The 22,760-nt window shown below is 46.6% G+C and carries 22 protein-coding genes; 11 read left to right on the top strand and 11 right to left on the bottom strand.

Annotated features, from left to right (window positions below; all coding sequences use genetic code 11):
* Positions 1–295 precede the first annotated feature (295 nt).
* The gene (locus R6242_RS06605) at positions 296–1,300 is read right to left on the bottom strand and encodes a patatin-like phospholipase family protein (RefSeq protein ID WP_318425321.1); all 1,005 of its coding nucleotides are present in this window, start codon (positions 1,298–1,300) and stop codon (positions 296–298) included.
* 163 nt (positions 1,301–1,463) lie between these two features.
* Between R6242_RS06605 and R6242_RS06600 the strand changes: the two genes are divergently transcribed.
* On the top strand, positions 1,464–1,844 hold the full coding sequence (locus R6242_RS06600; protein WP_318425319.1) for a hypothetical protein: 381 nt from the start codon (positions 1,464–1,466) through the stop codon (positions 1,842–1,844).
* 201 nt (positions 1,845–2,045) lie between these two features.
* On the opposite strand, the gene R6242_RS06595 is transcribed toward R6242_RS06600, so the two are convergent.
* Positions 2,046–2,924, bottom strand: a complete 879-nt coding sequence (locus R6242_RS06595; RefSeq protein WP_318425316.1) for an MBL fold metallo-hydrolase — start codon at positions 2,922–2,924, stop codon at positions 2,046–2,048.
* A 135-nt stretch (positions 2,925–3,059) separates the two neighbouring features.
* On the opposite strand from R6242_RS06595, the gene R6242_RS06590 reads away from it, so the two are divergent.
* Positions 3,060–3,977 (top strand): LysR family transcriptional regulator, encoded by a 918-nt coding sequence (locus tag R6242_RS06590; protein ID WP_318425313.1) that lies wholly within the window; start codon positions 3,060–3,062, stop codon positions 3,975–3,977.
* Positions 3,978–4,395: 418 nt separating this feature from the next.
* Here the strand turns inward: R6242_RS06590 and R6242_RS06585 are convergent, their stop codons facing one another.
* Entirely contained in the window at positions 4,396–5,115 is a 720-nt protein-coding gene (locus R6242_RS06585; protein WP_318425311.1) for a hypothetical protein, read from the bottom strand.
* A gap of 154 nt (positions 5,116–5,269) precedes the next feature.
* Between R6242_RS06585 and R6242_RS06580 the strand changes: the two genes are divergently transcribed.
* Positions 5,270–6,478, top strand: a complete 1,209-nt coding sequence (locus R6242_RS06580) for an MFS transporter (RefSeq protein ID WP_318425307.1) — start codon at positions 5,270–5,272, stop codon at positions 6,476–6,478.
* Positions 6,479–6,553: 75 nt separating this feature from the next.
* Here R6242_RS06580 and R6242_RS06575 read toward each other — a convergent pair whose 3' ends face one another.
* Positions 6,554–6,769 carry a hypothetical protein gene (locus R6242_RS06575; RefSeq protein WP_318425305.1) on the bottom strand — a complete coding sequence of 72 codons (216 nt, stop codon included), beginning with the start codon at positions 6,767–6,769 and terminating at the stop codon, positions 6,554–6,556.
* 141 nt (positions 6,770–6,910) lie between these two features.
* The gene (locus R6242_RS06570; protein WP_318425302.1) at positions 6,911–8,449 is read right to left on the bottom strand and encodes a diguanylate cyclase domain-containing protein; all 1,539 of its coding nucleotides are present in this window, start codon (positions 8,447–8,449) and stop codon (positions 6,911–6,913) included.
* Between the two features lie 153 nt (positions 8,450–8,602).
* Between R6242_RS06570 and yqfB the strand changes: the two genes are divergently transcribed.
* Positions 8,603–8,923 (top strand): N(4)-acetylcytidine aminohydrolase, encoded by a 321-nt coding sequence (gene yqfB / locus R6242_RS06565; RefSeq protein ID WP_318425299.1) that lies wholly within the window; start codon positions 8,603–8,605, stop codon positions 8,921–8,923.
* A gap of 441 nt (positions 8,924–9,364) precedes the next feature.
* Positions 9,365–10,060 (top strand): MarC family protein, encoded by a 696-nt coding sequence (locus R6242_RS06560; RefSeq protein WP_318425297.1) that lies wholly within the window; start codon positions 9,365–9,367, stop codon positions 10,058–10,060.
* A 48-nt stretch (positions 10,061–10,108) separates the two neighbouring features.
* On the opposite strand, the gene R6242_RS06555 is transcribed toward R6242_RS06560, so the two are convergent.
* The 3 genes from R6242_RS06555 to R6242_RS06545 all read right to left on the bottom strand — a co-directional run bounded on the left by R6242_RS06555 (position 10,109) and on the right by R6242_RS06545 (position 13,552).
* The gene (locus R6242_RS06555) at positions 10,109–10,309 is read right to left on the bottom strand and encodes a SlyX family protein (RefSeq protein WP_293931509.1); all 201 of its coding nucleotides are present in this window, start codon (positions 10,307–10,309) and stop codon (positions 10,109–10,111) included.
* Between the two features lie 135 nt (positions 10,310–10,444).
* Positions 10,445–12,604, bottom strand: a complete 2,160-nt coding sequence (locus R6242_RS06550) for a YgiQ family radical SAM protein (protein WP_318425293.1) — start codon at positions 12,602–12,604, stop codon at positions 10,445–10,447.
* A 219-nt stretch (positions 12,605–12,823) separates the two neighbouring features.
* Positions 12,824–13,552 (bottom strand): carbonic anhydrase family protein, encoded by a 729-nt coding sequence (locus tag R6242_RS06545; protein WP_318425290.1) that lies wholly within the window; start codon positions 13,550–13,552, stop codon positions 12,824–12,826.
* A 390-nt stretch (positions 13,553–13,942) separates the two neighbouring features.
* On the opposite strand from R6242_RS06545, the gene R6242_RS06540 reads away from it, so the two are divergent.
* On the top strand, positions 13,943–14,767 hold the full coding sequence (locus tag R6242_RS06540) for an SAM-dependent methyltransferase (RefSeq protein WP_318425287.1): 825 nt from the start codon (positions 13,943–13,945) through the stop codon (positions 14,765–14,767).
* 218 nt (positions 14,768–14,985) lie between these two features.
* Here R6242_RS06540 and R6242_RS06535 read toward each other — a convergent pair whose 3' ends face one another.
* Positions 14,986–15,459 carry a GNAT family N-acetyltransferase gene (locus tag R6242_RS06535; protein ID WP_318425285.1) on the bottom strand — a complete coding sequence of 158 codons (474 nt, stop codon included), beginning with the start codon at positions 15,457–15,459 and terminating at the stop codon, positions 14,986–14,988.
* A gap of 28 nt (positions 15,460–15,487) precedes the next feature.
* A complete protein-coding gene (locus R6242_RS06530) occupies positions 15,488–15,673 on the bottom strand; it encodes a hypothetical protein (RefSeq protein ID WP_318425283.1) in 186 nt (61 codons plus the stop codon).
* A gap of 93 nt (positions 15,674–15,766) precedes the next feature.
* Between R6242_RS06530 and R6242_RS06525 the strand changes: the two genes are divergently transcribed.
* Complete coding sequence (locus R6242_RS06525) at positions 15,767–16,681, top strand: LysR family transcriptional regulator (RefSeq protein ID WP_318425280.1); 915 nt, start codon at positions 15,767–15,769, stop codon at positions 16,679–16,681.
* Here R6242_RS06525 and R6242_RS06520 read toward each other — a convergent pair.
* Positions 16,678–17,598, bottom strand: a complete 921-nt coding sequence (locus R6242_RS06520; protein ID WP_318425277.1) for a DMT family transporter — start codon at positions 17,596–17,598, stop codon at positions 16,678–16,680. The two genes, R6242_RS06525 and R6242_RS06520, sit on opposite strands and share 4 nt — an antisense overlap.
* A gap of 91 nt (positions 17,599–17,689) precedes the next feature.
* Here R6242_RS06520 and R6242_RS06515 point away from each other — a divergent pair, with 91 nt between their 5' ends.
* From R6242_RS06515 to R6242_RS06500, 4 genes are all read left to right on the top strand, one after another.
* Positions 17,690–18,601 (top strand): LysR family transcriptional regulator, encoded by a 912-nt coding sequence (locus R6242_RS06515; protein ID WP_318425274.1) that lies wholly within the window; start codon positions 17,690–17,692, stop codon positions 18,599–18,601.
* Positions 18,602–19,050: 449 nt separating this feature from the next.
* A complete protein-coding gene (locus R6242_RS06510; protein WP_318425271.1) occupies positions 19,051–19,971 on the top strand; it encodes a glycosyltransferase in 921 nt (306 codons plus the stop codon).
* Between the two features lies 1 nt (position 19,972).
* Positions 19,973–20,698, top strand: coding sequence for an acyltransferase (locus R6242_RS06505; RefSeq protein ID WP_318425268.1), 726 nt, complete (start codon positions 19,973–19,975; stop codon positions 20,696–20,698).
* Positions 20,699–20,806: 108 nt separating this feature from the next.
* Entirely contained in the window at positions 20,807–22,756 is a 1,950-nt protein-coding gene (locus tag R6242_RS06500; protein WP_318425265.1) for a hypothetical protein, read from the top strand.
* The last annotated feature ends 4 nt before the right edge of the window (positions 22,757–22,760 follow it).

The raw sequence follows: 22,760 nt of genomic DNA, 5'->3' as shown, positions 1-22,760 counted from the left end.
GCTTCATCTATCATCGGGCAATAGAATTAATGGGTGAGAGTCCTGCTTAAACTGACTAAGCGCAATGTCAGTTTTATGGGAAGTGATTGATGTTTAATGAGGATAAGTGATTATTAATAATTTTTTTATTGATTGTTATAAGCGGCACAGGCAAATACTTTGCAGTGCCGCTTATTTTAATCATGAAGCTGATTATGTCTCTTGTTCACCTTCATCATCAATATCGTAGGGCGGGTGAAATCCGTGCATTTATTGAGTAAGAGGCATAATCAGGGTAATGAAAGTATAAAGTCATTTATTTAAATAAATGCTCTAGATTTTTTTTGGCATAGCGCTTAGCCGCTTCATATCCAGTTTGATAAAGCCTATCCATATTGCTTCTTGACCAATCAAACACATCGGGTAAGTGCTCTTCAGCAATGGCATCGATCAAAGGCACCTTGTGTAAGGTAATGCCATCACTATGTAATGCTTCAAATAATTTAATATCATCACGGGCAATTTCTACCAGCGGGGTAATAATAGACATCACCCAAGCGTCGTAAAGGTCTTTAGGTTTACGCAACAGTTTTTCTGCACCCAATAAATCAAAAACAATAATTTCTTCTAATTCTGGGTAGTTTTTGCGTAAATCTTTAAAATTTAAGCAATCAATCGCTGCACCTTCAATATAGAAATCACCGTTTATTTCAGTGGGTGGATATAAATAGGGGAAAGATAGAGCGGCTTGTAAATGGAGTACATCTATTTGGCTGCGCGACCAGTTTTCCATTTGATGCTGGCTAAGGTTATAGGCATTTATCCAAAAATCGGGGCCAGCTTGCTGCAGGGCATTAAAGTCGATGATTTGGTCGGCAAAGGGAATATGGGCACACAGGCCAAGTGAATCGCTGCTTAAATTACTTGGGCTAGCGCTAGCGAGTGCAAGGCTGGCTCCATCTTTAAGCGTTTGTGCCAAGGTATGAGTTGCAGGCCATTGCTGCATCATTTGCAGTACTGGATTGGTGTTAAGTGCTTGGCGGTATGCTTCTGCCATTGGGCCAGGCTTATGAAAAACCTTGAAATTCACTGGAAAAGCGCGGTAGATAAAGTCTGCTACACCCATTTCTTTTAAGCTACGCAAAGTGCTTACAACATCACCGTTCTTCGGGGCAATATACATTAAACCCAGTAAACCGCCTGCCCCCGCCGTAGAGATCACATCAACATGAACACCTAGCTCATGAAAGGCTTCTAAAGCGCCTGCAAGCAAGGTGGCGTTGGGTGCGCCTCCACTAATGATTAATGCTGTGCGTGCCATAACTGTCTCTTTTGAAAGGTTTCCTTACTTATACCTTTAGATAAATCTTGCTGCAATGCCATAAATCTCTTGCGGGGTGAATGGGTTAATTTCTCATTCACGGTGGGGGAGTTTAAATCTGCTAGAACATAGTAAGAGTTGTTCCTTTTTAGGGAGATTTATCATGGATATTAAGAGTCCACGTGGCAATGTCAGTATTATGTCCCGCGTTGAATTTATTCGTATGGCATCCTCAACGATGAGCGATGCTGTTTTATTCCTTACCTACGATACAACAGATGAGCGCACTACAAAATCTCGCAGTGCTTTAATTGATTATCTAAGTGATGCAGGAATGATCACGGTTGCACAGGCGGTGGAGGTGCATCACTCCATTGTGATGTTTGAGCTAGCGAGCGACGCGGTAAGGGCTTGGCAGCAAATTAACGATCATAGCCACGCCGTGGCAGCGCATGTTTTCTGGAAAGGTTTGCAAGACGATGCCGTGCATTCAGCCGTGATTAAAGCGCGGCCCAAAGAAGTGAGCCCATTGGCACACCATTAAGCTAGCTTGCATGCTGATAAAACGCAGTGCATAAAAACACGGTCTACATGCCATCGAAAGACCTGTAAATATCGTAGGGGCGCCGTTTGCTGCGCCCATTCTGAATAAGAAACCCTCATGCTGCGTAATATTACTTGTTCAGCAAAAAGCCCCAGCTACTGCTGGGCCTTTTACATGGCTTAAACTAATTAAGCCGTGGTTTTACCACTTCATTTCGCCTTTGTTTACTTTAGCGCCAATTTCTAGTGCCATGCCAAGGCCAGCATTTGGATAGCGTTTTTTCATGGCCGCAATCAGTGCCGCCGAATCTTTTGCTTTGGCTAATTCAAGATCGTAGGCTTTGAGGTATTCACGGTTGTATTGCAAGTGCTCAACGGTGAAAGTAGTGCCGGCTTTAAAGTGGCCAGGAATCACCACCTCAGGCTTCAGGTCTTCCATCTTATCTAGCACTTTTAGCCATTGAGCGCGCTTAGCCACGGATGCATCATCGGCTGTCCATAGGTGGAAATTACCAAATACCGATACGCCACCTGCAATGGTTCTGATTGATGGAATCCAGACAAAGCTGTGCTCTGCGTTATCGCCATCTAAGCCCATTACTTCTAGTTTTTCGCCATCAATAGTCAATGTATTACCTGATAGCTGATCAGGAACACGGGGTTTCGTAGGTGCATTTGTGCCTAAGATTGGGCCCCAGTAAGCAATTTTCTTTGCTAGGGTTTGTTTGATATGCGCGATGGTTGGTGCGCTCGCCACCACTTTTACACCTGGAAATGCTTGGGTAATGACTTCTAAGCCAAAGTAGTAATCAGGGTCACCATGGCTGATGTAAACCGTAGTCAGTTTTTTGCCGCTGGCTAACACATTAGCCACCACGCGGTGCGCATCGGCCAAAGTGAATTGAGCATCGATCAGAATGGCTTCTGTTTTACCTGTGATCAGGGTAGACGCTACACCAAAGGTGCTTGGATCTGGGTTGGCATAAACTTCTAGCTTCAAAGGTGCTTCAGCGGCTTGAGCCGTGGTGGCTACGCCAAGCGCAAGTGCGAGTGTGGATAAAACAGCGGCTGGTTTGAACATGGTGTATTTCCTGTATTAAGTGTGGTCTAGCAATGGACGCTAGATTAGTTGTATACCGTGCGCAGAAAAACCCCAAATCAGGCGCTAGTTTGTTGCATAATTCGATCTAATCGAAGTTTTCAAGGGCGGCTGGGGATGGATAGATTAAGCGCGATGCGGGTGTTTATTGAGGTGGTGGATCAAGGTAGCTTAACGGCAGCGGCGGATAAGCTGGATATGTCGCGGGCGATGGTGTCGCGTTATTTGGCGGAGTTGGAAAGCTGGCTAGGGGTGCGCTTATTGCATCGCTCTACGCGTAGCGTTGGCTTAAGTAGTGCCGGGCAAGAAGCTTTGCCACGTTGCCGTAAAATGCTGGAATTGGCCGAAGATGTGCAGGGAATCACCCTGAATCAAAATGCTGCACCGCATGGCTTGATTCGCGTGGCGAGTAGTAATTCATTTGCACAATCACATTTGGCTGCCGCCGCCGCTGCGTTTGTCGCCAAGTATCCGCAAACGCAGCTTGAGCTGATTGTAGGAGATAGAAGTATTAATCTAGTGGATGAGCGCATCGATTTGGCGATTCGCATCACCAATGATCTAGACCCTAATCTGATTGCCCGAAAATTAAGTATTTGTCGCTCCGTCGTCTGCGCAGCCCCAGCGTATATTGCTGAGCACGGTATGCCGCAGCAGCCTGATGATTTATTACGGCATCAATGCTTAAATCATGCATTTTTTGGTAAAAATGGTTGGCGCTTTTCTAAGGATGGCCAAGCTTTTTTGGTGCCTGTGAGTGGTGCAATTAGCGCGAATGATGCAAATGTTATTTTGCAAGCTGCATTGGCAGGGGCTGGCATTGCCCATCAACCCACCTTTAGTGCAGCACCTTATTTAGAGTCGGGTGAATTAGTGCAGCTTTTAGCTGATTATCATTCGGATGAGCTTGGTATTTATGGCTTGTATACATCGCGCCGGCATATGCCGATTATTTTGCGCAGCTTATTAGATTTTTTGGCTGAGCGCTTTGGTAATGAGCCATCGTGGGACAAGGTCATTCAAGTGGCTGGGTAATACCCCCTTTTTGCACTTTGGCTAAATAATATGGCCAAGTAAGTTGCTGAATCTCGATTTGATAGCTATTAAAAATTTTGTGCCGTACCTCAACGGAGTATTCAGTAACTATTATTTTTTGCGAATCTGCAGAATAAGCAGAGGGCGGCCATGCTGATTGGCCTTCGCAGCCGCGCAGAATTTTCCTTGCCAAGCAAAAGGGTGGGCAGAGCAGGGGAGGGGGTAGGCAGCGGCATTAGTATTTTATAGCTGTACGCCATATTATCGTATTGAGAATCATTTCTAATATTGACTCAATTAAGTTAAACTGAGGATAAGAATCAATTTACTTATTTGTAGAATAATATGGGGCGCTGCTTACGTGCATGCCAAGGTAGCGCACGGAATGCCTAGGGTAGAAGAGCGCTAGTGCGCCGAGCTAAGCTTGCTCTTGAAAACGCGGTCCTGCCGCTTTATTTGATAAATCTAGGTGTCTTGCTCCACCGGGTAGATTAAGTAATTGCATACTCATTTCCCCCAGTAATTTTAATAGCGATTGCCCATCATCACTCTGCTGCAGAAGCTGGAAGGGTTGGTAGCTTGGCTTGCTACTTAAGTGCTTGAGCAAGTCTTCGGCTGTGCCGGCAAATTGTTGATTGATTCCGCTCAAGGCATTGTTTGGGTTTGGGTTTGGGTTTGTGCTTGGCTGCTTAGCTTGCTGTGTGGCGGTGCTGGCTGAAGCGGCTTCTACAATCGATTGGTAACGCACGTCTATTTCAAAATCAAATTGGCGGCCATCTGCAGTATAGAGTTTACCTTTGCCATTAAAGTGGCTGCTGTCCTCTAGCCTAAATCCTGCTGCTGAGCCTTCAGCGCTTTGCTGTGTGGCGGCGGCAAAGTTAGAGGAGCTGCTTAGTTCGGTTTTATCAAAGCTAAAAGTCATGCCCTTGGCAGCATCACCAAACAGTTGCTTAGCAAAGCTTTGCATTAGGTTTTGTGCCAGATCGGTGGTGGCGCTACCTAGCTCTTGGCTACGCTTGGCCAGAAGATCGCTACCACTCTGTAGTGCTTGCTCCGTAGGCGCAGGTTTGTTTGCCGCCGAGCTGCTTGGCATATAGCTAGGAGCCATGCGGCTATTGAGTTGGGAGAGTGGATTCATGGCCAATTCTCAGTGGGGTTTTATCTCTTATCGGCGGAGTGGTGGGATTCTTTAGGCAGTTACTCATTTTGAACAATGAGCCAAACCGTCTTAGCCTTAACAGGCTGCTAGAATGGCAGTTACTGTTTTATTTATTTTTTTCAGGACTTTTTGCATGCTGAAATCGCTTAACCCAGAACGCCGCACTCAAGCCATGCTTTTGGTTTTGATGCTGGTGATGTTTACCTCCATCGCCGACTTTATGATTTTGATGCCGCTGGCCCCAGATTTAATGCACGAAATGCATATTGATACGGCGCGTTTTGGTTTGTTGGTTTCAGCCTATTCTTTGGCGGCTGGTGTGGCGTCTTTATTGGCGGCATCGCTTGCGGATCGTTTTGATCGGCGGCAGGCCTTATTGTTTTGCTATGCGGGTTTGGTGCTGGCTACGCTTGCTTGCTCTTTAGCTACGGGCTTTTACAGCCTCCTGCTCGCGCGATGTTTAGCGGGTGTGTTTGGCGGAGTGATTGGTTCGATTATCTTTGCCATCGTGGGCGATTTAATCCCACCTGAGCGGCGCGGTTGGGCCATGAGTTGGGTGATGCTAGGCTTTTCTTTATCGGCAGTGGCGGGTGTGCCATTGGGCTTGTTTATTGCGGCGCACTCTAATTGGCGGATGCCGTTTGTGGCTTTATCGGTGATGTGCACTTTAATCTGGGTTGGTGTTTTTTACCTATTGCCCGCTGTGAAAGGGCATTTGAGTGAGGGGCCGTCTGCACAGGGCATGTTGGCTGGGTATAAAGAGCTATTTGCAGATCGTAATCACTGGTGGGCGTGTGGGGTAACGGCTTTACTCACCTTATCGGGTTTTTGCGTGATTCCCTACATTGCCTCAACGATGGTCAGCAATTCTGGTTTAAGTACGCATGATTTGGTTTATATGTATTTGCTAGGCGGGGTGGCAACTTTGTTTTCTAGGCCGGTGATTGGTGGCTTGATTGATCGGCATAGCCCACGGCGTATTTTGGCTTACTTGGTGCTGGCAAGTTTTATTCCCTTGATCTTGGTAACGCAAACCTTTTCGCTTTCTGTGGCGTGGCAGTTGCTGTTTTCAACACTCTTTTTTATTTTTGTCAGTGGCCGGTTTATTCCTGCAACGGCGATGGTTACGGGGGCAACTGCACCACAAATGCGCGGGCGCTTGATGGCGTTTAATTCGGCAACACAGAACTTTGCCTCTGGCTTCGCGGCTCTTTTAGCTGGCTTGATCATGACTCAGGCCGCAGATGGCCGAATCTTAAATTTTGATTGGGTTGGATATTTAAGCTGCGTCTTTGGCTTAGCAGCGATATGGATGGCAAGAAGGGTAAAAGCGGTTTCTTAAATATAAAAAAGGCTGATTTTTATCAGCCTTTTTTGTGAGCAGAATGTAGGCATACGGCATGCTGTGCCTTGCTCATTAATCAATAATGGCCACTAGATTGCCAATGTTTTCCTGTGTTTTCTCGCCCTTACTCCAGCAAACCCGCGCACTATTACCTTCTATCTTCATTACTAAGCCATCAATTTTTTCTGAGCCATCTACTGTGGCAATCCGATTTACCCGGCTATGGATTGCAATGTTTTGTGATGCAGAAAAGAATAAATTGTATAGGCTGCTTAGTAAGTTCATCATGATAACTCTCGAAAATATGTAGTATTACTACAAATAATATAGGTGTAAATTACGTAGTACAAGTACATTATTGTGTAAATATCTACAAGGCATACTTATTTTTTGTAATGTTAAGTTAATGATTTTTAGATAAAAAATAAGCTAGCTGATTGAATCTAGGCTTGGGTCATTTAAGTGAGTACAGATTTGGTTACGGCCTGCCTTTTTTGCTTGATAAAGCAGCTGATCTGCGTGTGCAATAAGTTCTGCAGCAGTTTGTGCTTGTTGTGGCCTGTGGATAGCTAGGCCCATGCTGATAGTTAGTATATTGCTGACTTTAGAAGCTTTATGAGGGATTGCGCAGTGTTTGAGGCTGGCTTGCAACGTGCGGGCAATTTGTAGGGCACCGGCTTCGTCGGTATTGGGCAGCAGAACGGCAAATTCTTCTCCGCCGATTCGAGCAGGTAAATCAGTCAGCCGCAAAAATACACTCTTGAGTGTGTTGGAAACCGTTTGCAGTGCCAGATCACCCGCTGGGTGACCATAGTGATCGTTATATTGCTTAAAGAAATCAATATCAATCATGAGTAGAGCCAAGGGTTGTTTGAGCCGCTGGCAGCGATTGAGCTCTTGGCATAGTCGCAAATCAAAAGAGCGGCGGTTTGCTAGGTTGCAGAGGCTATCGGTTAAAGAGAGATTTTCTAAATGTTCGACTTGGCTATGAATGACTTCCAGTAGGCCGTTAATTTCTTGCCCAAGCTGACCTATTTCATCATCTCTACCTTGCTTGATAAGGGTAGACCAGCTGTGCTCTGCCCTGACTTGTGAGAGTGTTGTTTGTAGCGTTTTTAATGGCCGAACCAGTGTGTAGTGCACATAAATGATCAAGATTGCACAGCAGAGCATGGCGATGCTCACCAGCTGGATGGAGATGTTTTGAATGATTCCTCGCCCTTCGGCCAGCGTTTTTCTGGGGATAATCAGCTGAATATTATAGATATGTTGTTGGGCGGTATCAAATACTGGGTAGTGCAGTGTCAGTGTTTTATCTGAAAATTGCACACTGACTTCATGGCTAATAAAGCCATCCGGCACGTTTTTAAGTGGCCAACGGATGCTAGTGGAAGGCGATGTGGGCTCTATAGAAAAAGGCAGCTGTGATCCTTCGCGTATTAATTGTAAGTGCGGAGCTTCAATCAATCTGCCCATCATGACGATTCCGCTGGCTGGCCCACTCCCATCAGAGTGTAGAATTGCCCGCCAGCAGGTAGACATTAGGCCAGCCTTCGTTTTTAAAAAACCACAGACTCGTTTTTCGGGCAGCAGCAGCAGTGTGCTGAGTTCTGCATGGTTTTTTTGCGGGGAAAAAAACGTGAGGGCTTGTTGGGGATTTAGGCCTTGTTGGCTATAACTAATGATTTCATTTTGTAGGCCGATGATTTGCAATACGCTAAGTGAAGCGGTTTTGAGTTGCTCTTTACCAAGATTTTTAGTGTGAAAAGCTTGCTGTCTATTCAGGGAGAATTGATACAGCTCATCCCAGTCTCCCCAGTCTGAGATGATAATTTTTACATAGCGTAGTTCGCTGTTTAGGCCGTAAATCACCCTAGTAACGTCTTCAATGGCGGAGTCTTGTTCAATTTCAAGAAAGTTGCTGAGTAAGTTTCGTTGCAGCAGATAAACGCCAAGCGTTGCCATCATGGTAAAACATGCCAAGAAAATTACAGCAAGCCGAAGGCGAATGCCGGAGAACAGCCTTGTCATCATTTTTTTTACTAACCATAGTCGGCGGCGTTAATGTTTAGCATAGTCTGTGTCGGGCAGTGTCGGCATATTTAAAAAGAGCTGTATTACATGAAAAAGATGACTTTCTTTACGCGTTTTGTGGATGATATTTTGGCCGAACGCAAAACCATCACGATTCGCGATACGTCCGAGGCCAATTTACACGCCGGTGATATTTTAGATGTGAGCACTTTAGAAGAGGGCCGCTGGTTTTGTCGTCTAGAGGTATTGTCGGTTACAGAAACCAAGTTGGCTGATTTAAGCCCGCTGCATGCAGCGCAAGAGAATATGGCATTGCCTGAGCTAAAAGCCTTAATTAAAGAGATTTATCCAGAGCAAGAGCTGTTTTATGTGATTCAGTTTGGCTTATTAACTGATATTACGCAGTGAGCTTAAAAAATGTATGGCTTATAAGGCTCGCATAATCCCACCTAATTATGTCTTTTGCTCAATGGGCTCTATGTAGATGGGTTTCTTGAGTATTTGGTTTTGGAGTTTGTAGTGCGGGTGAAACCCGCGAGCAATGCCGAATAAACATGGTTTTACCCGCCCTACGATATTTATAATGAGATTGAGCAAGAGGCATAGTCAGGTAATCCCAAGCAGGCTTAGCCTGCTTATGCTTAATTTAAAAATATAATCAATTAAATCAATAGGCTATTTTGAATGGTGGTTTGTTCTACGCATGCATGTAGAGCTTTATTTTACGTATTGCTGTTGGCTAGTACTCATGATGGATGTGATTAGTGTTCATGATGTTTTCATTTTTAGTGAAATCGCTTAGTTTAAAATACCTGTTTCCTCATGTCTTTTTTGTAAGGTTTAAATCAAATGTTGCAAACCTTAACTTTGTTTTTTGGCAATATGCTGTTGGTTTTTGGTGCGTTAATGCCCATTTTAAATCCGCCAGGACATGCACCGATTTTTCTAAGTATGACGGCGAATTACAACTCGCAAGAAAGAACGATTTTGGCGCGGCGTGTCGGCATTTATAGTTTTGTATTGCTCTTGGTCAGCATGTTTATTGGCAGTTATGTCTTAGAATTTTTTGGGGTGTCTTTGCCAATTGTACGAGTCGGCGGGGGGCTATTAGTGGCTACCGCAGGTTGGCGGCTGATGTCAGCTAGCGATAATGTGCACAAGACAGAAGAAATGGTGGAGATGAATCAACATCGCCCTAGCAACGAAGAGCTACGTCAGCGTGCTTTTTATCCGCTCACCTTCCCTATTACGGTTGGGCCGGGGGCGATTACGGTGGCGATTGCTTTGGGTGCGGGTTTTAACGGCCCAGGATTACAGAAGTTTTCTATGCCTTTGGCCAGTTTAACTGCCGTGGCAATTACGTCTTATTCGCTCTATCTTTGCTATCGTCATGCCGAGCGTTTATTAAAGCTTTTAGGTAATACAGGCTCGATTATCTTTCTGCGCCTATCGGCATTTATTTTGCTCTGCATTGGGATACAGATTTTTTGGGATGGGTTTAGTGTGCTGTTTGGTGAGCTTTTAGCGCAATACCTTAAGCATTAATTTTGAAGTCCTAAACGTGGGCACACGCTTGTGCCCACGCTCAATCGATTAATAGTGCGGCGGTACTTCGTCAAATAATGATTTTTGCGCAGGGCCGCTTGGCTCCTGCTGCTGCAACCAGCGTAATTCATTCACCACCTGATCCATCTGCTGCTGCTGGGTAGCGACAATTTTATTCAACTCTTCTAGTAATTCATCTTGCAGCGCCAGCTTAATTTCCAGCTCGGTAATGCGATCTTCTAAATTCATTTTTCTCCCCCAATAAAACCGTAGCGTGGGCACCCGTGCCCACGCGTCTGCAAAGCGTTATATCTTCCCCACGCGTATCCACATCGTTGTACGCGTGGGCACAAAAGCGTGCCCACCCTACATTTTTTTATCAGCTTATTTTTTAGAACCCTGAGCCGCCGCATCACGGCTTCTGCCGAAGGTTTTTTTGCCTTTGGGCTTATCTGTGCGGCGCACCATGACAGTGTTTTTTTCGTGCACAAATTTCTCGCCGGGCTGTTGAGCGGGGATCAAATGCTTAGGCGTGTTACCGATTAGATCTGCGCGGCCCATGGCGATTAATGCTTCGCGCAGGATAGGCCAGTTATCTGAATCGTGATAGCGCAAGAAAGCCTTGTGAACCTTGCGGCGATGGCCATCGCGAATCACATCCACTTTCTCTGAGCTTCTCGCCAGCTTTCTAAGCGGGTTACGGCGGGTGTGCCACATGGTGGTGGCCATCGCCATTGGCGTGGGGGTAAAGGCCTGCACTTGATCGGGCTGGAAGTCGTTTTTCTTTAGCCAGAGGGCAAGGTTGAGCATATCTTCATCGCTGGTGCCGGGGTGGGCGGCAATAAAGTAAGGAATCAGGCTCTGTTTTTTACCGGCTTGCTCGGAGTAATAATCAAACATCTCGCGAAAGCGCTCAAAAGTGCCGATGCCGGGCTTCATCATCTTAGATAAAGGGCCTTCTTCGGTGTGCTCTGGAGCAATTTTTAAATAGCCCGATACATGGTGAGTCGCGAGTTCTTTTACATATTCAGGCGATTCCACCGCGATATCGTAACGCACGCCCGAGCCAATGGTGATGCGCTTCACGCCTTCAATTTTGCGGGCTTTTTTATACAGCTGAATCAGTGGCGCATGGTCGGTGTTGAGGTTTTCGCAAATACCAGGATAAACGCAGCTTAAGCGTCTACAGGACGATTCAATTTTTGGATCTTTGCACGATAGGCGATACATATTGGCCGTAGGGCCGCCAAGATCGGAAATCTGCCCAGTAAAGCCCTTGGTTTTATCGCGGATATCGACGATTTCTTGCAGGATCGATTCTTCTGAGCGGCTTTGGATAATCCGCCCTTCATGTTCGGTAATCGAGCAGAAAGTACAGCCGCCAAAACAGCCACGCATAATGTTGATGGAGAAACGAATCATTTCCCATGCTGGAATATGCGCTTTACCATAGGCTGGATGCGGGTTACGAGCGTAATACTGGCCAAAAATATAATCCATTTCTGGTGTAGTCAGTGGAATCGGCGGCGGGTTAATCCATACATCGCGCGAGCCATGCTGCTGCACCATTGCCCGGGCGTTGCCTGGGTTAGATTCTAAATGCAGGGTACGACTGGCGTGGGCGTACAGCACCGGATCAAAAGCCACGGCTTCATAAGCCGGAATACGGATTACGGTGTGCTGGCGATCGGCTTGCTTGGCGGCGATGCGCTCGGCCTTGCTGATCAGGCGGATGGCCTTGGTGTCGCTTGGCGGGGTGATGTCTTTTTCGGTTTTTTCCGGCAGCATTTCATAAGGATCGATATGCTTATCGACGCGGCCTGGGGTGTCGACGGTGGTGGAATCCAGCTCCACCCAGCCTTCTGGCAACCAGCCCTGTGGGCTCATAAAGGCCGTGCCGCGAATATCCCGCATATCTTTGAGCTTTTCGCCCGCAGCAGAGCGCTGAGCGACTTCGACCAAGGCGCGTTCGGCATTACCAAATAAAAGAATATCGGCTTTCGAATAAATCAGCGCTGATTGGCGAACTTTATCGCTCCAGTAATCGTACTGAGCAATCCGGCGCAAGCTGGCTTCAATCCCGCCAATCATAATCTGCACTCCGGGATAAGCTTCGCGGCAGCGCTGCGAATACACGGTTACCGCACGATCAGGCCGCTTGCCGCCCATGCCACCCGCGGTATACGCATCGTCTGAGCGGGGTTTTTTATCCGCGGTGTAGCGGTTAATCATCGAATCCATATTGCCCGCAGTCACACCAAAAAACAGCCTTGGCTTACCCAGCACTTTAAATTCGTCAGCAGATAACCAGTCTGGCTGGCAGATAATTCCGATCCGCAGTCCCTGCGCTTCTAGTAGGCGGCCAATCAGCGCCATCCCAAAGCTGGGGTGATCGATATAAGCGTCACCCGTTACTAGAATAACGTCGCACTCATCCCAGCCGAGTACGTCCATTTCGGCACGGCTCATAGGGAGAAAAGGGGCGGGTTTGCGGGGGAAAACACCTGCGGGCAGAACAGAAATAGCAGTAGGAGCGGGATTCATGGCTTTGATGAGCAATACTAATCGCGCATTGTCGCAGATTTAGCCCTCCCTTATCAAAAAAATGCTTGTTTTTCATAAGGATATGTAAATTCTGACTCTGAACGGTAGGTAAACAGAGTTGCTAAATCTATGCGTTTTTTTTGCTACTCAGGGAGAAAATAACAACGGGGAGCCACGAAGTGGCTTTCCCGTGTCTTTTAAATCAATGAGATAACCGTATTACCAATCCACTTTGCCTGTACCTACGTCATACATTGCACCTACAATTTTGATTTTTCCTTGCTCTTCCATTTCTTTGAGCAGCGGGCTCATGTCACGAATTTTTTGCACGCTGTTTTGTACATTTTCATGCGCTACATCTTGAACAAATTCATGGTTTTTAGAGCTGCGTTCGCCTGCCGTTTTGGTGGCGTCTACTGCGGGCTTGATTTTGTCTAGCAAGCCAGTGAGATTGCCCAATTGCACGGCATCGCATGCGCCTTTAATGGCACCGCACTGGCTGTGCCCAAGCACCACAATCACTTTTGATCCGGCGGCTTTGGCTGCGTATTCTAAGCTGCCCAAAATATCTTCGTTAATCACATTACCCGCCACCCGAGCAACAAATAAATCGCCAATTCCTTGGTTAAAAACCAGCTCAGGTGCTGAGCGCGAATCGATGCACGAGACCACGCTGGCAAAGGGATATTGGCCCAAGCCGGTTTGCATTACTTGTTTTTTATAATCACGTTTGATTGATTTTCCGGCAGCAAAACGGATGTTGCCGTTTTTCAGGATTTCTAGCGCGGCATCGGGGGTTATACCGGCTTGAATGGACTTACTCATGGTTTTGCCGACAGCATAACGCTCAGTTTTTATCGTGTCGCTGTGATCGTCGGAGGCGTAGCTAAGTGAGCAGGCCAACATCAGGGCAATGGCGGCTGGGCGAATAAATGGCAGTGATCTCATCTTTGTTTCCTTTAGTATGTAAGAATTATTTTGAGCTTAATGAACATTAAAAATGGTGAATTGCCATAGAGCCTTTATCTGAAGGCTGTGCTGTTACATCGTTCAATAACATATAAATTGATGTGCTCTATTTAAGGCTGGATTGATGGCATTACTTTGTAACTTACAGGCATATTATTTTTAGCACGTACATTTAATAGTTGCTATTACTCTCTTCTGAGTGGTTGCTTTCATTTTATGTTTTATATCGTTAAAAGTAAGGCAGGAGGTGAGGTATGAAGCGGCTAGAATTTGTGTCAAATCATTGAAAAGGCATTATTTTGGCCGTCTGGATTGCTTGGGAGCGGGTAGAATTGCGCCTTGCTGCAAGCACAGCTTTTGGACAACACCATGACAGAACATCACGAAATCAAGCCCGGCCAGTCGATTGAGCTTTTAAAAGAGCTGCATATCCTGACGCGTGACGGCAAGCTCAACCAAGATAGCCGCCGTAAATTGAAGCAGGTTTATCACCTCTATCAATTTATTGAGCCGCTGCTCAAAGAAGTACAGGCTGATCATCCCGAGGTCACCTTGGTTGACCACGGTGCGGGTAAGTCTTATTTAGGTTTTATTCTTTACGATCTGTTCTTTAAAGATAAGCCAAGCTCAGGTCATATTTATGGCATTGAGACGCGTGACGAGCTGGTAAAAAAATCGCAAGAGCTGGCGCAACGCTTGGCTTTTCCTGGCATGTCTTTCTTGAATTTATCGGTGGCAGAGTCGACTCATTCGGCTTTATTGCCAGAAACCATTGATGTGGTCACGGCATTGCACGCCTGCAATACCGCAACTGACGATGCGATCGCTTTTGCGCTGAAGAAAAAAGCCAAATTTATGGTGCTGGTGCCCTGCTGCCAAGCCGAAGTGGCAACCGTGCTGCGTAAAAATAAATCACAATCTTTAAAAAACCCGCTTTCAGAAATATGGCGTCACCCTATCCATACCCGCGAATTTGGCAGCCAGATCACCAATGTATTGCGCTGCTTGCAACTAGAAGCGCACGGCTATCAGGTGACGGTAACCGAGCTGGTGGGGTGGGAACATTCGATGAAAAACGAGCTGATTATTGCCCAGTACAAAAATCTACCACGGCGCAAACCGGCAGAGCGCTTGGCCGCAGTATTGGCGGAGCTGGGGCTGGATGAGATGCAAGAGCGGTTTTTTACTGCGTAATCAAGCGGTGGGGTGGGCATGTTTTGTATCCATAATATGCATCAAGTTAAGGCCATTTCATTTACAAACGTTAGGGGGCAATAAGTCTGAGGCTTTATTTAGACGTATTGCACCTTGTTTGCCAAGCCATGCGGCGTAATGCCGCCAAGCAAAAAACGCTTGGCTTTATTAACGCCCTAGAATGGCATGATGAGCCGCCTGCTCAATATCGCATGGCTTTACTCATAATTTAGCTGTTTAGTCATGATTTGAGATTGCGCTAAGAAATTTTGCGCTGCATAAAATTCAATCGCCTGCGGATTAAATTTAAATACTTCTAAGCGTACTTCATTGGCATGTTTGCTGGCCGCCCATTTCTCTACATGGGAGAGTAATTCCCTGCCTAGGCCCTGTCTTTGCTGGGTTTGTGCAACGACGATGGTGCCAATTCTGCAAATAATTCGGGGCTGCAAAAATGAGATTGCGTGGGTATTGCCGATTTGAACCGTTACGAATCCTGCAATTTGTCCTGAGATTTCTGCAATAAACATAGCCCCATTTTCAGCTGTAATACAGGATGACCATTGCGCTTTGTCCCGAATCTGGCCTGGAGCAGGCGCAAATATTTCTGGGCGGTGTTGGTGGTGCGTTGTAGCTATTTCATCTGCAAGCATGCAAACGTCGCTTAAATCTGTTGCCGTTCTAATGATCATGGCCTGCTCCTAATTGAGGTTGGCATGCTTAACATCGCTCCCTACATCGCCATCTCCACTCTTCAAGCCTTGCCGCCGCAATATTTGCTACTTTATGCAGGCGTAGCTCAAGTTGTTCGTCATTTTCTGGCTCATGGCTAAATTCTTCTCTGCCGAGGCGGGTATCACAGAATGCCAATGGGCTATCTAGTGGTTTGCTGATAATGACTTTCATAATATCTCCAATTTGCTTTTTAAATTTGTAATTGGAGTGTATTTTGATTCATTATCTGGATAAACCCACGCTAACTAGACAAACTGTTCTCCTATGAAAACAATGCCCTCGTCCGACGCTTTACTGGTTTTTGATGCCCTTGCTAGATTGGGCAGTTTTACTGCGGCGGCGGATGAGCTGGATTGTGCCAAGAGTTATGTCAGTCAGAGCATTAAACGGCTAGAAGTGGATTTAGGCGCGGTGCTGGTGCTAAGAACCACTAGGCGGGTGACCTTGACCGAAGCTGGCCAACGTTTGGCCATGCGCGCCGCGCAAATCAGGGCCTTGATGGCGGGTTTAAAGCCAGAAATTGCGGGGATGCAAGATCAGTTAGCTGGGCCGTTATTTATTAGCAGCCCTAGCGGGATTGGCCAGTATGTTTTAGCGCCAATTTTGGCCGAGTTTGCCATCCACTATCCTAGTTTGCAGGTGCAAATGACGGCGCAATGTAAGCTAGAAGAGATGGCTGCCAGTGGTATTGATTTTTGCCTGCATTCACGGCAGGTGATCGATGAAGCCATGGTGGCAAGGCCACTGGGAGTAACGCAAAAACGCCTGTATGCCTCTCCGGTGTATTTGCAAAGGGCGGCTAAATTAACGCACCCCTGTGATTTGCGTCTGCACAGGGTATTTTGCCACGAAGGCGTGCATGAGCAGTTAGGCTGGCAGCTAGAGAAATCGGGTGAAATTGTGCGGGTGGCGCTGCAGCCCACGCTGATCTGCAATACTTTTGGTGCGATTGCCAGCGCGGTAGAGGCGGGTTACGGCGTGGGGCTTTTGGATAATATTGTGGCCGCACCTTATGTGCGCCAAGGGTTAATTCAGAGCGTATTACCTGAATGGTTGGCGACCCCTAAGCCATACTTTTTGGTATTTCCTTATCGGCAGCCCATGCCAAAAAAATACGAAGCTTTTCTGCAATTTGTAGTACCGCGCTTGCAAGCAAGGCTGAGCCAGTCGATGAATTAAGCGGTACTAGCGCGGACAAACAATTTGGGTGTGTTGGCTGCGGCTGGTTTGCGTGAGTTATAAACAACGCCGCTGATAATTAAAATCATGCCAATAAACTGCGGTAGGCTGGGTGACTGGCCAAGCGCAATAGAAATTAGCGTGGCAAAAATAGGGGCTAGATTCATAAAAATAGCGCCTTGGGCAGGGCCAATTTTACGTAAACCTTCGTTCCACCAAACAAAAGCCAGTACGGTGCAAAAGAATGCCATTATGCCAATCGCGAGTGCGACATTCCAATCTGGTAAAGTATAAAAATCCTGACTAATGCTGGCTGCAAATGCCGTCATTAACGCTGCGCCAGCCATAATGGTGACGGTTGTAATATGCAGAGGTGAAACACCGTGAACAAAACGTTTTGGAATTGCCGAATATAAAGCCCAGCTAAAGCTGGCAATAAAAACGAGGGCATCTCCCAGTGCAAAATGTAAATCAAGAATGGCCTGAAGTGAGCCGCCGCTGATTACAATCACTACTCCAAAAAAACTCAGCAACATAGCGAGTAATTGTTGGCGGTGGAGTGATTCTTTTTGAAAATAAGCGGTAAGTACGGCCGTAAGGATGGGGCTAAGCGCCATAATCAACCCAGCATTGATCGCTGAGGTTAATTTTAATCCATAAAATAATGAAAAATTAACCCCCATAATGCCGATGACGGACATCGCTAATAATGGGCGGTAATTGGCGCGTAATGCGTTTATATCCCATTTTTCGCGTAATGAAACAAAGATAAACAGCATCAGCCCTGCCAATATAAATCTCCAGCTGCCAATGACCATGGGCGATAAAAATTGCACCGCATATTTACCAATATGAAATACTGCACCCCAGAAGAAAACCGTCAGGGTTAGTTTTATATAAGTTAGTAAATGTGGCATGGTATGTACTGCTTTGGCTGGAAATTGCCGTCATTATTGTTGTTGATCCTTGCTATGTATTTAGCAGTGAATGGAAAACGGTTTTCTAAAAATGAAAAATACTGATTTGGACTGGAATGATTTAAAGTATTTTCTGGCGGTGGCTCGGGAAGGCGGCTTAAGCGCGGCTGCGCTAAAGCTGGGTGGTAGCGCATCAACCGTTTCGCGTCATATTTCAGCTTTGGAAAACCGCTTGGGGGTTAAGCTGTTTTTACGCCAGCAAACCGGCTATCTGCTGACGGATCAGGGGACGAGCATTCTGATGCGGGTCACTGAAGTTGAAAACGCCATGCTCACCGTAGAAAGAAATGGCGATCAATTGCAGTCGGTAGACGAAGTCAGCGGCTTAATTCGTCTTGCTGCGGCTGAATCGTTGGCCAGTTATTTAATCATGCCGCATATGCCAGAGTTTCTGGCTTTATATCCCAAAATGCAGGTTGAATTATTAGTCGGCGCCCTGCCTGCTAATCTGGCGCGGCGTGAGGCAGATGTGGCATTGCGCTATGGCGATTCAATTGTGGTTGATAATAACCAAGATTACATTACGCATTTTGTTGGTTATGTACATTTTGCACCGTACTGCCAGAAGTCTTTGCTTGCTGATCTAAGCGCTGAGCAAGACCCTTGGAAAACGCTGCCAATTATTGAATTAAGTGATTGCTGGGCTTATTTGCCAATGGTGAAATGGCTAAAGCAAATTACCCAAAATCGAGCCCCTTTAATTAAAGGCAATACGCTGCATACTCAGTATGTTGCGGTGAGGTGTGGGCTTGGAATTACGCTTCTGCCTGAATATGTCGGTGATATTGATGACATGCTGGTTAAGCTGGATGCCCCTTCGGTGGTTCCGTCACGCGAGCTGTGGCTGGTTTATCACCGCGATTTAAAAGCCAGTCAGCGCGTGCTAGCGATGAAAGATTTTTTGATTAAACTTTTGGCCAAGGTTCTTGATAGCAAAGTCTAATTTGATTCTTTGGTTTTGCTGTAGTTTCAGCCTCCCCTCGGTTTGCCCCTGCGTATTGATGTATTCGCGCCACACTCTATTCTGTTTGCTTTAGACACCATCCCTGGTCGGCTAAACCTGCTGCGTGTAAGCCTGGGTTGGGTTTACCTGCACTGACACGCCCTATTCTAGGAGTGATGTAGTAAATACAAAAATTACTACAATATATTGCGTTGTAAAACTACATACTCATTTCGTTTACAGTTATGCGAAAGCAATATAAAGTGTTTATACTACAAAAACTTACAAATAATTTAGCATTTTATAAGAAATATGGGGATTAAATTCTATTGCGTGAAAGGTGGGCGCAGCATCGCATCAGCACTACTCACCAAAAAAACTACATGCCAGAGCTCGATTGAGTAGCTGCTCAGGCTGGGTTTCGATTAATTAAAGTCAAAGGAAATACCATGTCTAATTTGCAGATCAGTGTTGTGATTCCCACTTACAATCGAGCCGATCTTTTGCGCTATACCCTAGAATCTTTGGCGCTACAAACGTTGGATAAGCAGCTGTTTGAGGTGATTGTTGTAGATGATGGCAGCACAGACGCCAGCGAGCAGCTGGTGCAATCGTTTGCTGAGCGGCTTAATATCAAATACTTCTGGCAGGAAGACAAAGGCTTTCGGGCAGGTAAGGCGCGCAATATTGGCACGTCCATTGCGGAAGGCAAATACATTGTCTTTATTGATACCGGCGTTTTATTGGGCAGTAAAACCTTAGAAGTACATGCCAATGTGCATAGTCAATCAGAGTTTCCGGTGGTAATTATTGGTTATGTTTATGGCTTTGAGGTGGATAACAGCCTGTTGGCCGAGATGTCTGCGCAAATAGATTCTCATACGCCTGATGCAACCATTCGCCGCTTGGCAGAGATGGGGGCCCACGATGTGCGCCAGCAGCAATATGATGAGCTGGGTGAAAACATCAGCAACTGGCCTGCTCCATTTGATATTTTTTGGACTTGCCACGCCTCGGCAGAGCGTGAGCAGCTATTAAAAGCGGGTTTATTTGATGAATCATTTAATAGCTGGGGTGGTGAAGACGTTGATTTAGGTGTGCGTTTACATCTGAATAATAATCAGTTTTCCATGGAAAGAGAGGCTGTGTCTTTCCACTGGCCACATAAGAAAGAAGTGGACGATCAAAAAGATCAATCGGAAATCGCGGCATTGCGCATCCATAAAAAATATCATTTATGGTCGACCAGCTTTTATGGCAAAGATTTGAATGACGCTAAGTATTCATTAAATAAAGTGATCAAAATATACCGTGATCACACAGTACAAAAATCTAAGCGCGCCTTAGCTCTTGAAACTGAGGAGGCATGATATGCCTTGCCAATATCAGAACATCTATCTTATCCCGCCGGAGCTGGCCGGAAGCCCTGCGCAGGATGTGCCAAAGCGCTTGCTTGCGCATCAGGTCAATATTGGCTTAAGTAGTTTTTTTTCTGGCACACCTAGGCTTGCTTATACCCGCGTTATTGATGCTGAGTTATTAGATGCGGGCCTGATTGAAAGCGAAATAGATGCGGCATTGTTTGCTGGCAGCATCAGCATTGGTAGCCAGTGCTATATCGAATCTGGAAATATCCCAGCGTTTCATAATCAGCCGGTGAAATTAAGCACGGTGCAAATTAATGACGGGCCAGTTGGGCAGATTCAGATTGGTGATCGCGTGGTTTTGCAGGGCGTAGCTATTTTGGCTTATCAAAAAGTAGAGATCGGTAATGACGTTATTTTTGGGCCTATGGTCACCATTATGGATAGCAGTGGTCACCCTTTATTAGGCCGAGGCCAAGCGGGCGAGGCCAGCCGAATCCGCTCTGCTCCGGTGCGAATTGGCAATGGCGCGTGGATAGGTGCTGGGGCAACTATTCTTAAAGGTGTAACCATTGGTGAAGGCGCGGTGGTGGGCACACAGGCGGTGGTGAGCGAAGATGTACCGGCGTTTTGTGTGGTCACCGGCAATCCCGCGAGGATTGTTAAACACTTGCTGGGTGAGCCAATAAAAACCACCGAAACGTTAGGCATGGGGAAACTACAGATGGCGTGAGGACGACCTGCATGGCCGCTAGTTTGTGGCGGCCTTGTACTTTTACCATGACAACCCAGCGCGGAATGCTTATGTTGTACCCATCTTGAAGCATCGGTTTAGGCGCTCGTGGATTTCTCCCTCACCTATCAAAAAATCATTGTCCTGAGCTTATTCAGCAGCACGCTATTGCACGCTGCTGAAGGAGCATTGCCTGATTTGCCAGAATCGCAGGATAGGGCGCTGGGAAAAATTAACTGGGCGTACGATGGGGCGAGCTTGGGGTTTGAGACGGCAACGGAGCAATTGATTGCTTCGGTAGATTATTCGGCAAGTAATAAAACGGCATTTAATTTTGATGCTGGCTTTGCCTTAAGTGATTACTTTGCGCTTGGGGCAAATTTTGAAGTAAGCGAGCGCTTTCAAAATGCCTTGTTAACGGGGGTATTTAGTGCGCCAGATCACTTACGCTTGCGGCTATCTGCTGGGCAGCAGCAAGCGCAAAATGAATTAGATACTGCTTTCAACTCGCCAAGAATGCGGCAGAATAATTATCTACTGAGCCTTAAAAAAGGTAGCAGTTATGGCAGCTTTTTTTCTGAGCTGGGGGTTACGGTATATGCCGCAGATCCAAAACTAGAAAACGAATCTATTGCCTCAGAGAACACAGGTGGGATGTATTTTGATTCCCGAATGGCGACAGGCAAGCGGCAGGGGGCCATTTACAATCTAAGCCTTTCGCCTATTCATAATGGCAAGCTGGATTTTGGCTTAGCCTACCAGCGTGAAAAAGAGCTGAGGGGCATGTCTTTTGGTGAAACAGCCCGTAGCACTTTAGTACAATACAGCCAATACTTTAGCAATTGCCTGCGTCTAACCGGCGCTTATAATGGCGGCGAAAACAGCCATTTATTTAATGTTAGGATTGCCAACGATGCATGGAGCCTCAATGCCAGCCGTGCGCTTGAGCAAGAAAATGGCAGCGTTGTACTGCGTTATGCCATTCCACTGAGCGGTGGTGGTGTTAAAAACACCTCATGCATGCAGTATGGGTTGGAAGCAAAGCCCTTGCCATCCGTGTTAAAAGAGCTGACTAAACGTCCTGGCTATTTGCCCACACTGTCTGCGCCAGAGCAAAGTTATTCTGCTCAAGCTGGGGATAAATCGGGTTTATATATTGATGCAAGTAATCGTCAGTTTATTCAATTACGTTTGCTAATGCCGATTGAAGCGGTTATTTCCCTGCAAACCGCAACTGTGCTGCTAGCTAATTCATCAGACAATATATTGTGGTTAATCAATGATGGCGCTTTAAGGCTGATGCTCAGGAATTTCAGGCAAGCGGGTACCTATATTTTTGACGTGCAGCAAAGTGATGGCGCGATATTGCAAATTGAAGTGGTATTGAAAAAAGCAAAGCCTGAGTTGGGTGGCGCGATCGAGCTGGTTTCGGCCAGACGATTAAATTTTCCAACGCCAACCGGCGTACAAAATATGTCTCCGCAGCAATTTTCCCGTGTGCCTGCCAGCGAGCTAGCGCTGTTTAATGCTGAGCAACTGCGGGTGCTCAGCCCATTGCATCTCGGTGCTTTATTACCGGTGCAGCTGGCGGTGTTTTCCGCGCTGCCCACGCTTAGCATTGAGCAACTGGCCGGTTTGGCACCACCCTTGGTGCTGATGCTTAGCCCCGCTCAACTGATGGCTTTGTCGCTTGATCAGCTGGCTGGATTAAACGCGCTGGATGTTGAGTTTAGCCCGCAGCAACGAGCCGTTTTGCCTGCGGCAACGCTGGCTGGTTTTGAATTAGATAGCAAAATACTGGGCGATGAGCCATTTATAATTAGTCCTCCTCAAAGCAATAGCCAAGGCCCGCTGCGCTATACCAGTAGCCACCCTGAAGTAGCAATGGTTGAAGAAAGCACCGGCGAAGTGACTTTAGTTGGGGCAGGCCATACGGTAATCGAAGCCCAGCAAGCGGCTAAGGGTGTGTACACCAGCGCCCGCGTCAGCGCAGTGCTAAAGGTGTTGCCCCCTTTGATTGGCGAGAATAATCTGCCTTCATTAACCGGTGGATTCTGATGGT

Origin of the sequence: Iodobacter sp. CM08, from assembly GCF_033446605.1 — a bacterium.
In the GTDB taxonomy this organism is placed as follows: Bacteria; Pseudomonadota; Gammaproteobacteria; order Burkholderiales; family Chitinibacteraceae; genus Iodobacter.
This window is presented reverse-complemented; position numbering and strand designations above follow the sequence as displayed.

What these genes read in the sequence shown, in the direction of transcription:
- R6242_RS06590 (WP_318425313.1), top strand. Translation starts at nt 3,060, where the DNA reads ATGGATAGATTAAGCGCGATGCGGGTGTTTATTGAGGTGGTGGATCAA.
- R6242_RS06505 (WP_318425268.1), top strand. Translation starts at nt 19,973, where the DNA reads ATGCCTTGCCAATATCAGAACATCTATCTTATCCCGCCGGAGCTGGCC.
- R6242_RS06600 (WP_318425319.1), top strand. Translation starts at nt 1,464, where the DNA reads ATGGATATTAAGAGTCCACGTGGCAATGTCAGTATTATGTCCCGCGTT.
- yqfB (WP_318425299.1), top strand. Translation starts at nt 8,603, where the DNA reads ATGAAAAAGATGACTTTCTTTACGCGTTTTGTGGATGATATTTTGGCC.
- R6242_RS06605 (WP_318425321.1), bottom strand. Translation starts at nt 1,300, where the DNA reads ATGGCACGCACAGCATTAATCATTAGTGGAGGCGCACCCAACGCCACC.
- R6242_RS06575 (WP_318425305.1), bottom strand. Translation starts at nt 6,769, where the DNA reads ATGATGAACTTACTAAGCAGCCTATACAATTTATTCTTTTCTGCATCA.
- R6242_RS06520 (WP_318425277.1), bottom strand. Translation starts at nt 17,598, where the DNA reads ATGCCACATTTACTAACTTATATAAAACTAACCCTGACGGTTTTCTTC.
- R6242_RS06595 (WP_318425316.1), bottom strand. Translation starts at nt 2,924, where the DNA reads ATGTTCAAACCAGCCGCTGTTTTATCCACACTCGCACTTGCGCTTGGC.
- R6242_RS06555 (WP_293931509.1), bottom strand. Translation starts at nt 10,309, where the DNA reads ATGAATTTAGAAGATCGCATTACCGAGCTGGAAATTAAGCTGGCGCTG.
- R6242_RS06515 (WP_318425274.1), top strand. Translation starts at nt 17,690, where the DNA reads ATGAAAAATACTGATTTGGACTGGAATGATTTAAAGTATTTTCTGGCG.
- R6242_RS06560 (WP_318425297.1), top strand. Translation starts at nt 9,365, where the DNA reads ATGTTGCAAACCTTAACTTTGTTTTTTGGCAATATGCTGTTGGTTTTT.
- R6242_RS06580 (WP_318425307.1), top strand. Translation starts at nt 5,270, where the DNA reads ATGCTGAAATCGCTTAACCCAGAACGCCGCACTCAAGCCATGCTTTTG.
- R6242_RS06540 (WP_318425287.1), top strand. Translation starts at nt 13,943, where the DNA reads ATGACAGAACATCACGAAATCAAGCCCGGCCAGTCGATTGAGCTTTTA.
- R6242_RS06585 (WP_318425311.1), bottom strand. Translation starts at nt 5,115, where the DNA reads ATGAATCCACTCTCCCAACTCAATAGCCGCATGGCTCCTAGCTATATG.
- R6242_RS06530 (WP_318425283.1), bottom strand. Translation starts at nt 15,673, where the DNA reads ATGAAAGTCATTATCAGCAAACCACTAGATAGCCCATTGGCATTCTGT.
- R6242_RS06510 (WP_318425271.1), top strand. Translation starts at nt 19,051, where the DNA reads ATGTCTAATTTGCAGATCAGTGTTGTGATTCCCACTTACAATCGAGCC.
- R6242_RS06570 (WP_318425302.1), bottom strand. Translation starts at nt 8,449, where the DNA reads ATGATGGCAACGCTTGGCGTTTATCTGCTGCAACGAAACTTACTCAGC.
- R6242_RS06550 (WP_318425293.1), bottom strand. Translation starts at nt 12,604, where the DNA reads ATGAATCCCGCTCCTACTGCTATTTCTGTTCTGCCCGCAGGTGTTTTC.
- R6242_RS06535 (WP_318425285.1), bottom strand. Translation starts at nt 15,459, where the DNA reads ATGATCATTAGAACGGCAACAGATTTAAGCGACGTTTGCATGCTTGCA.
- R6242_RS06525 (WP_318425280.1), top strand. Translation starts at nt 15,767, where the DNA reads ATGAAAACAATGCCCTCGTCCGACGCTTTACTGGTTTTTGATGCCCTT.
- R6242_RS06545 (WP_318425290.1), bottom strand. Translation starts at nt 13,552, where the DNA reads ATGAGATCACTGCCATTTATTCGCCCAGCCGCCATTGCCCTGATGTTG.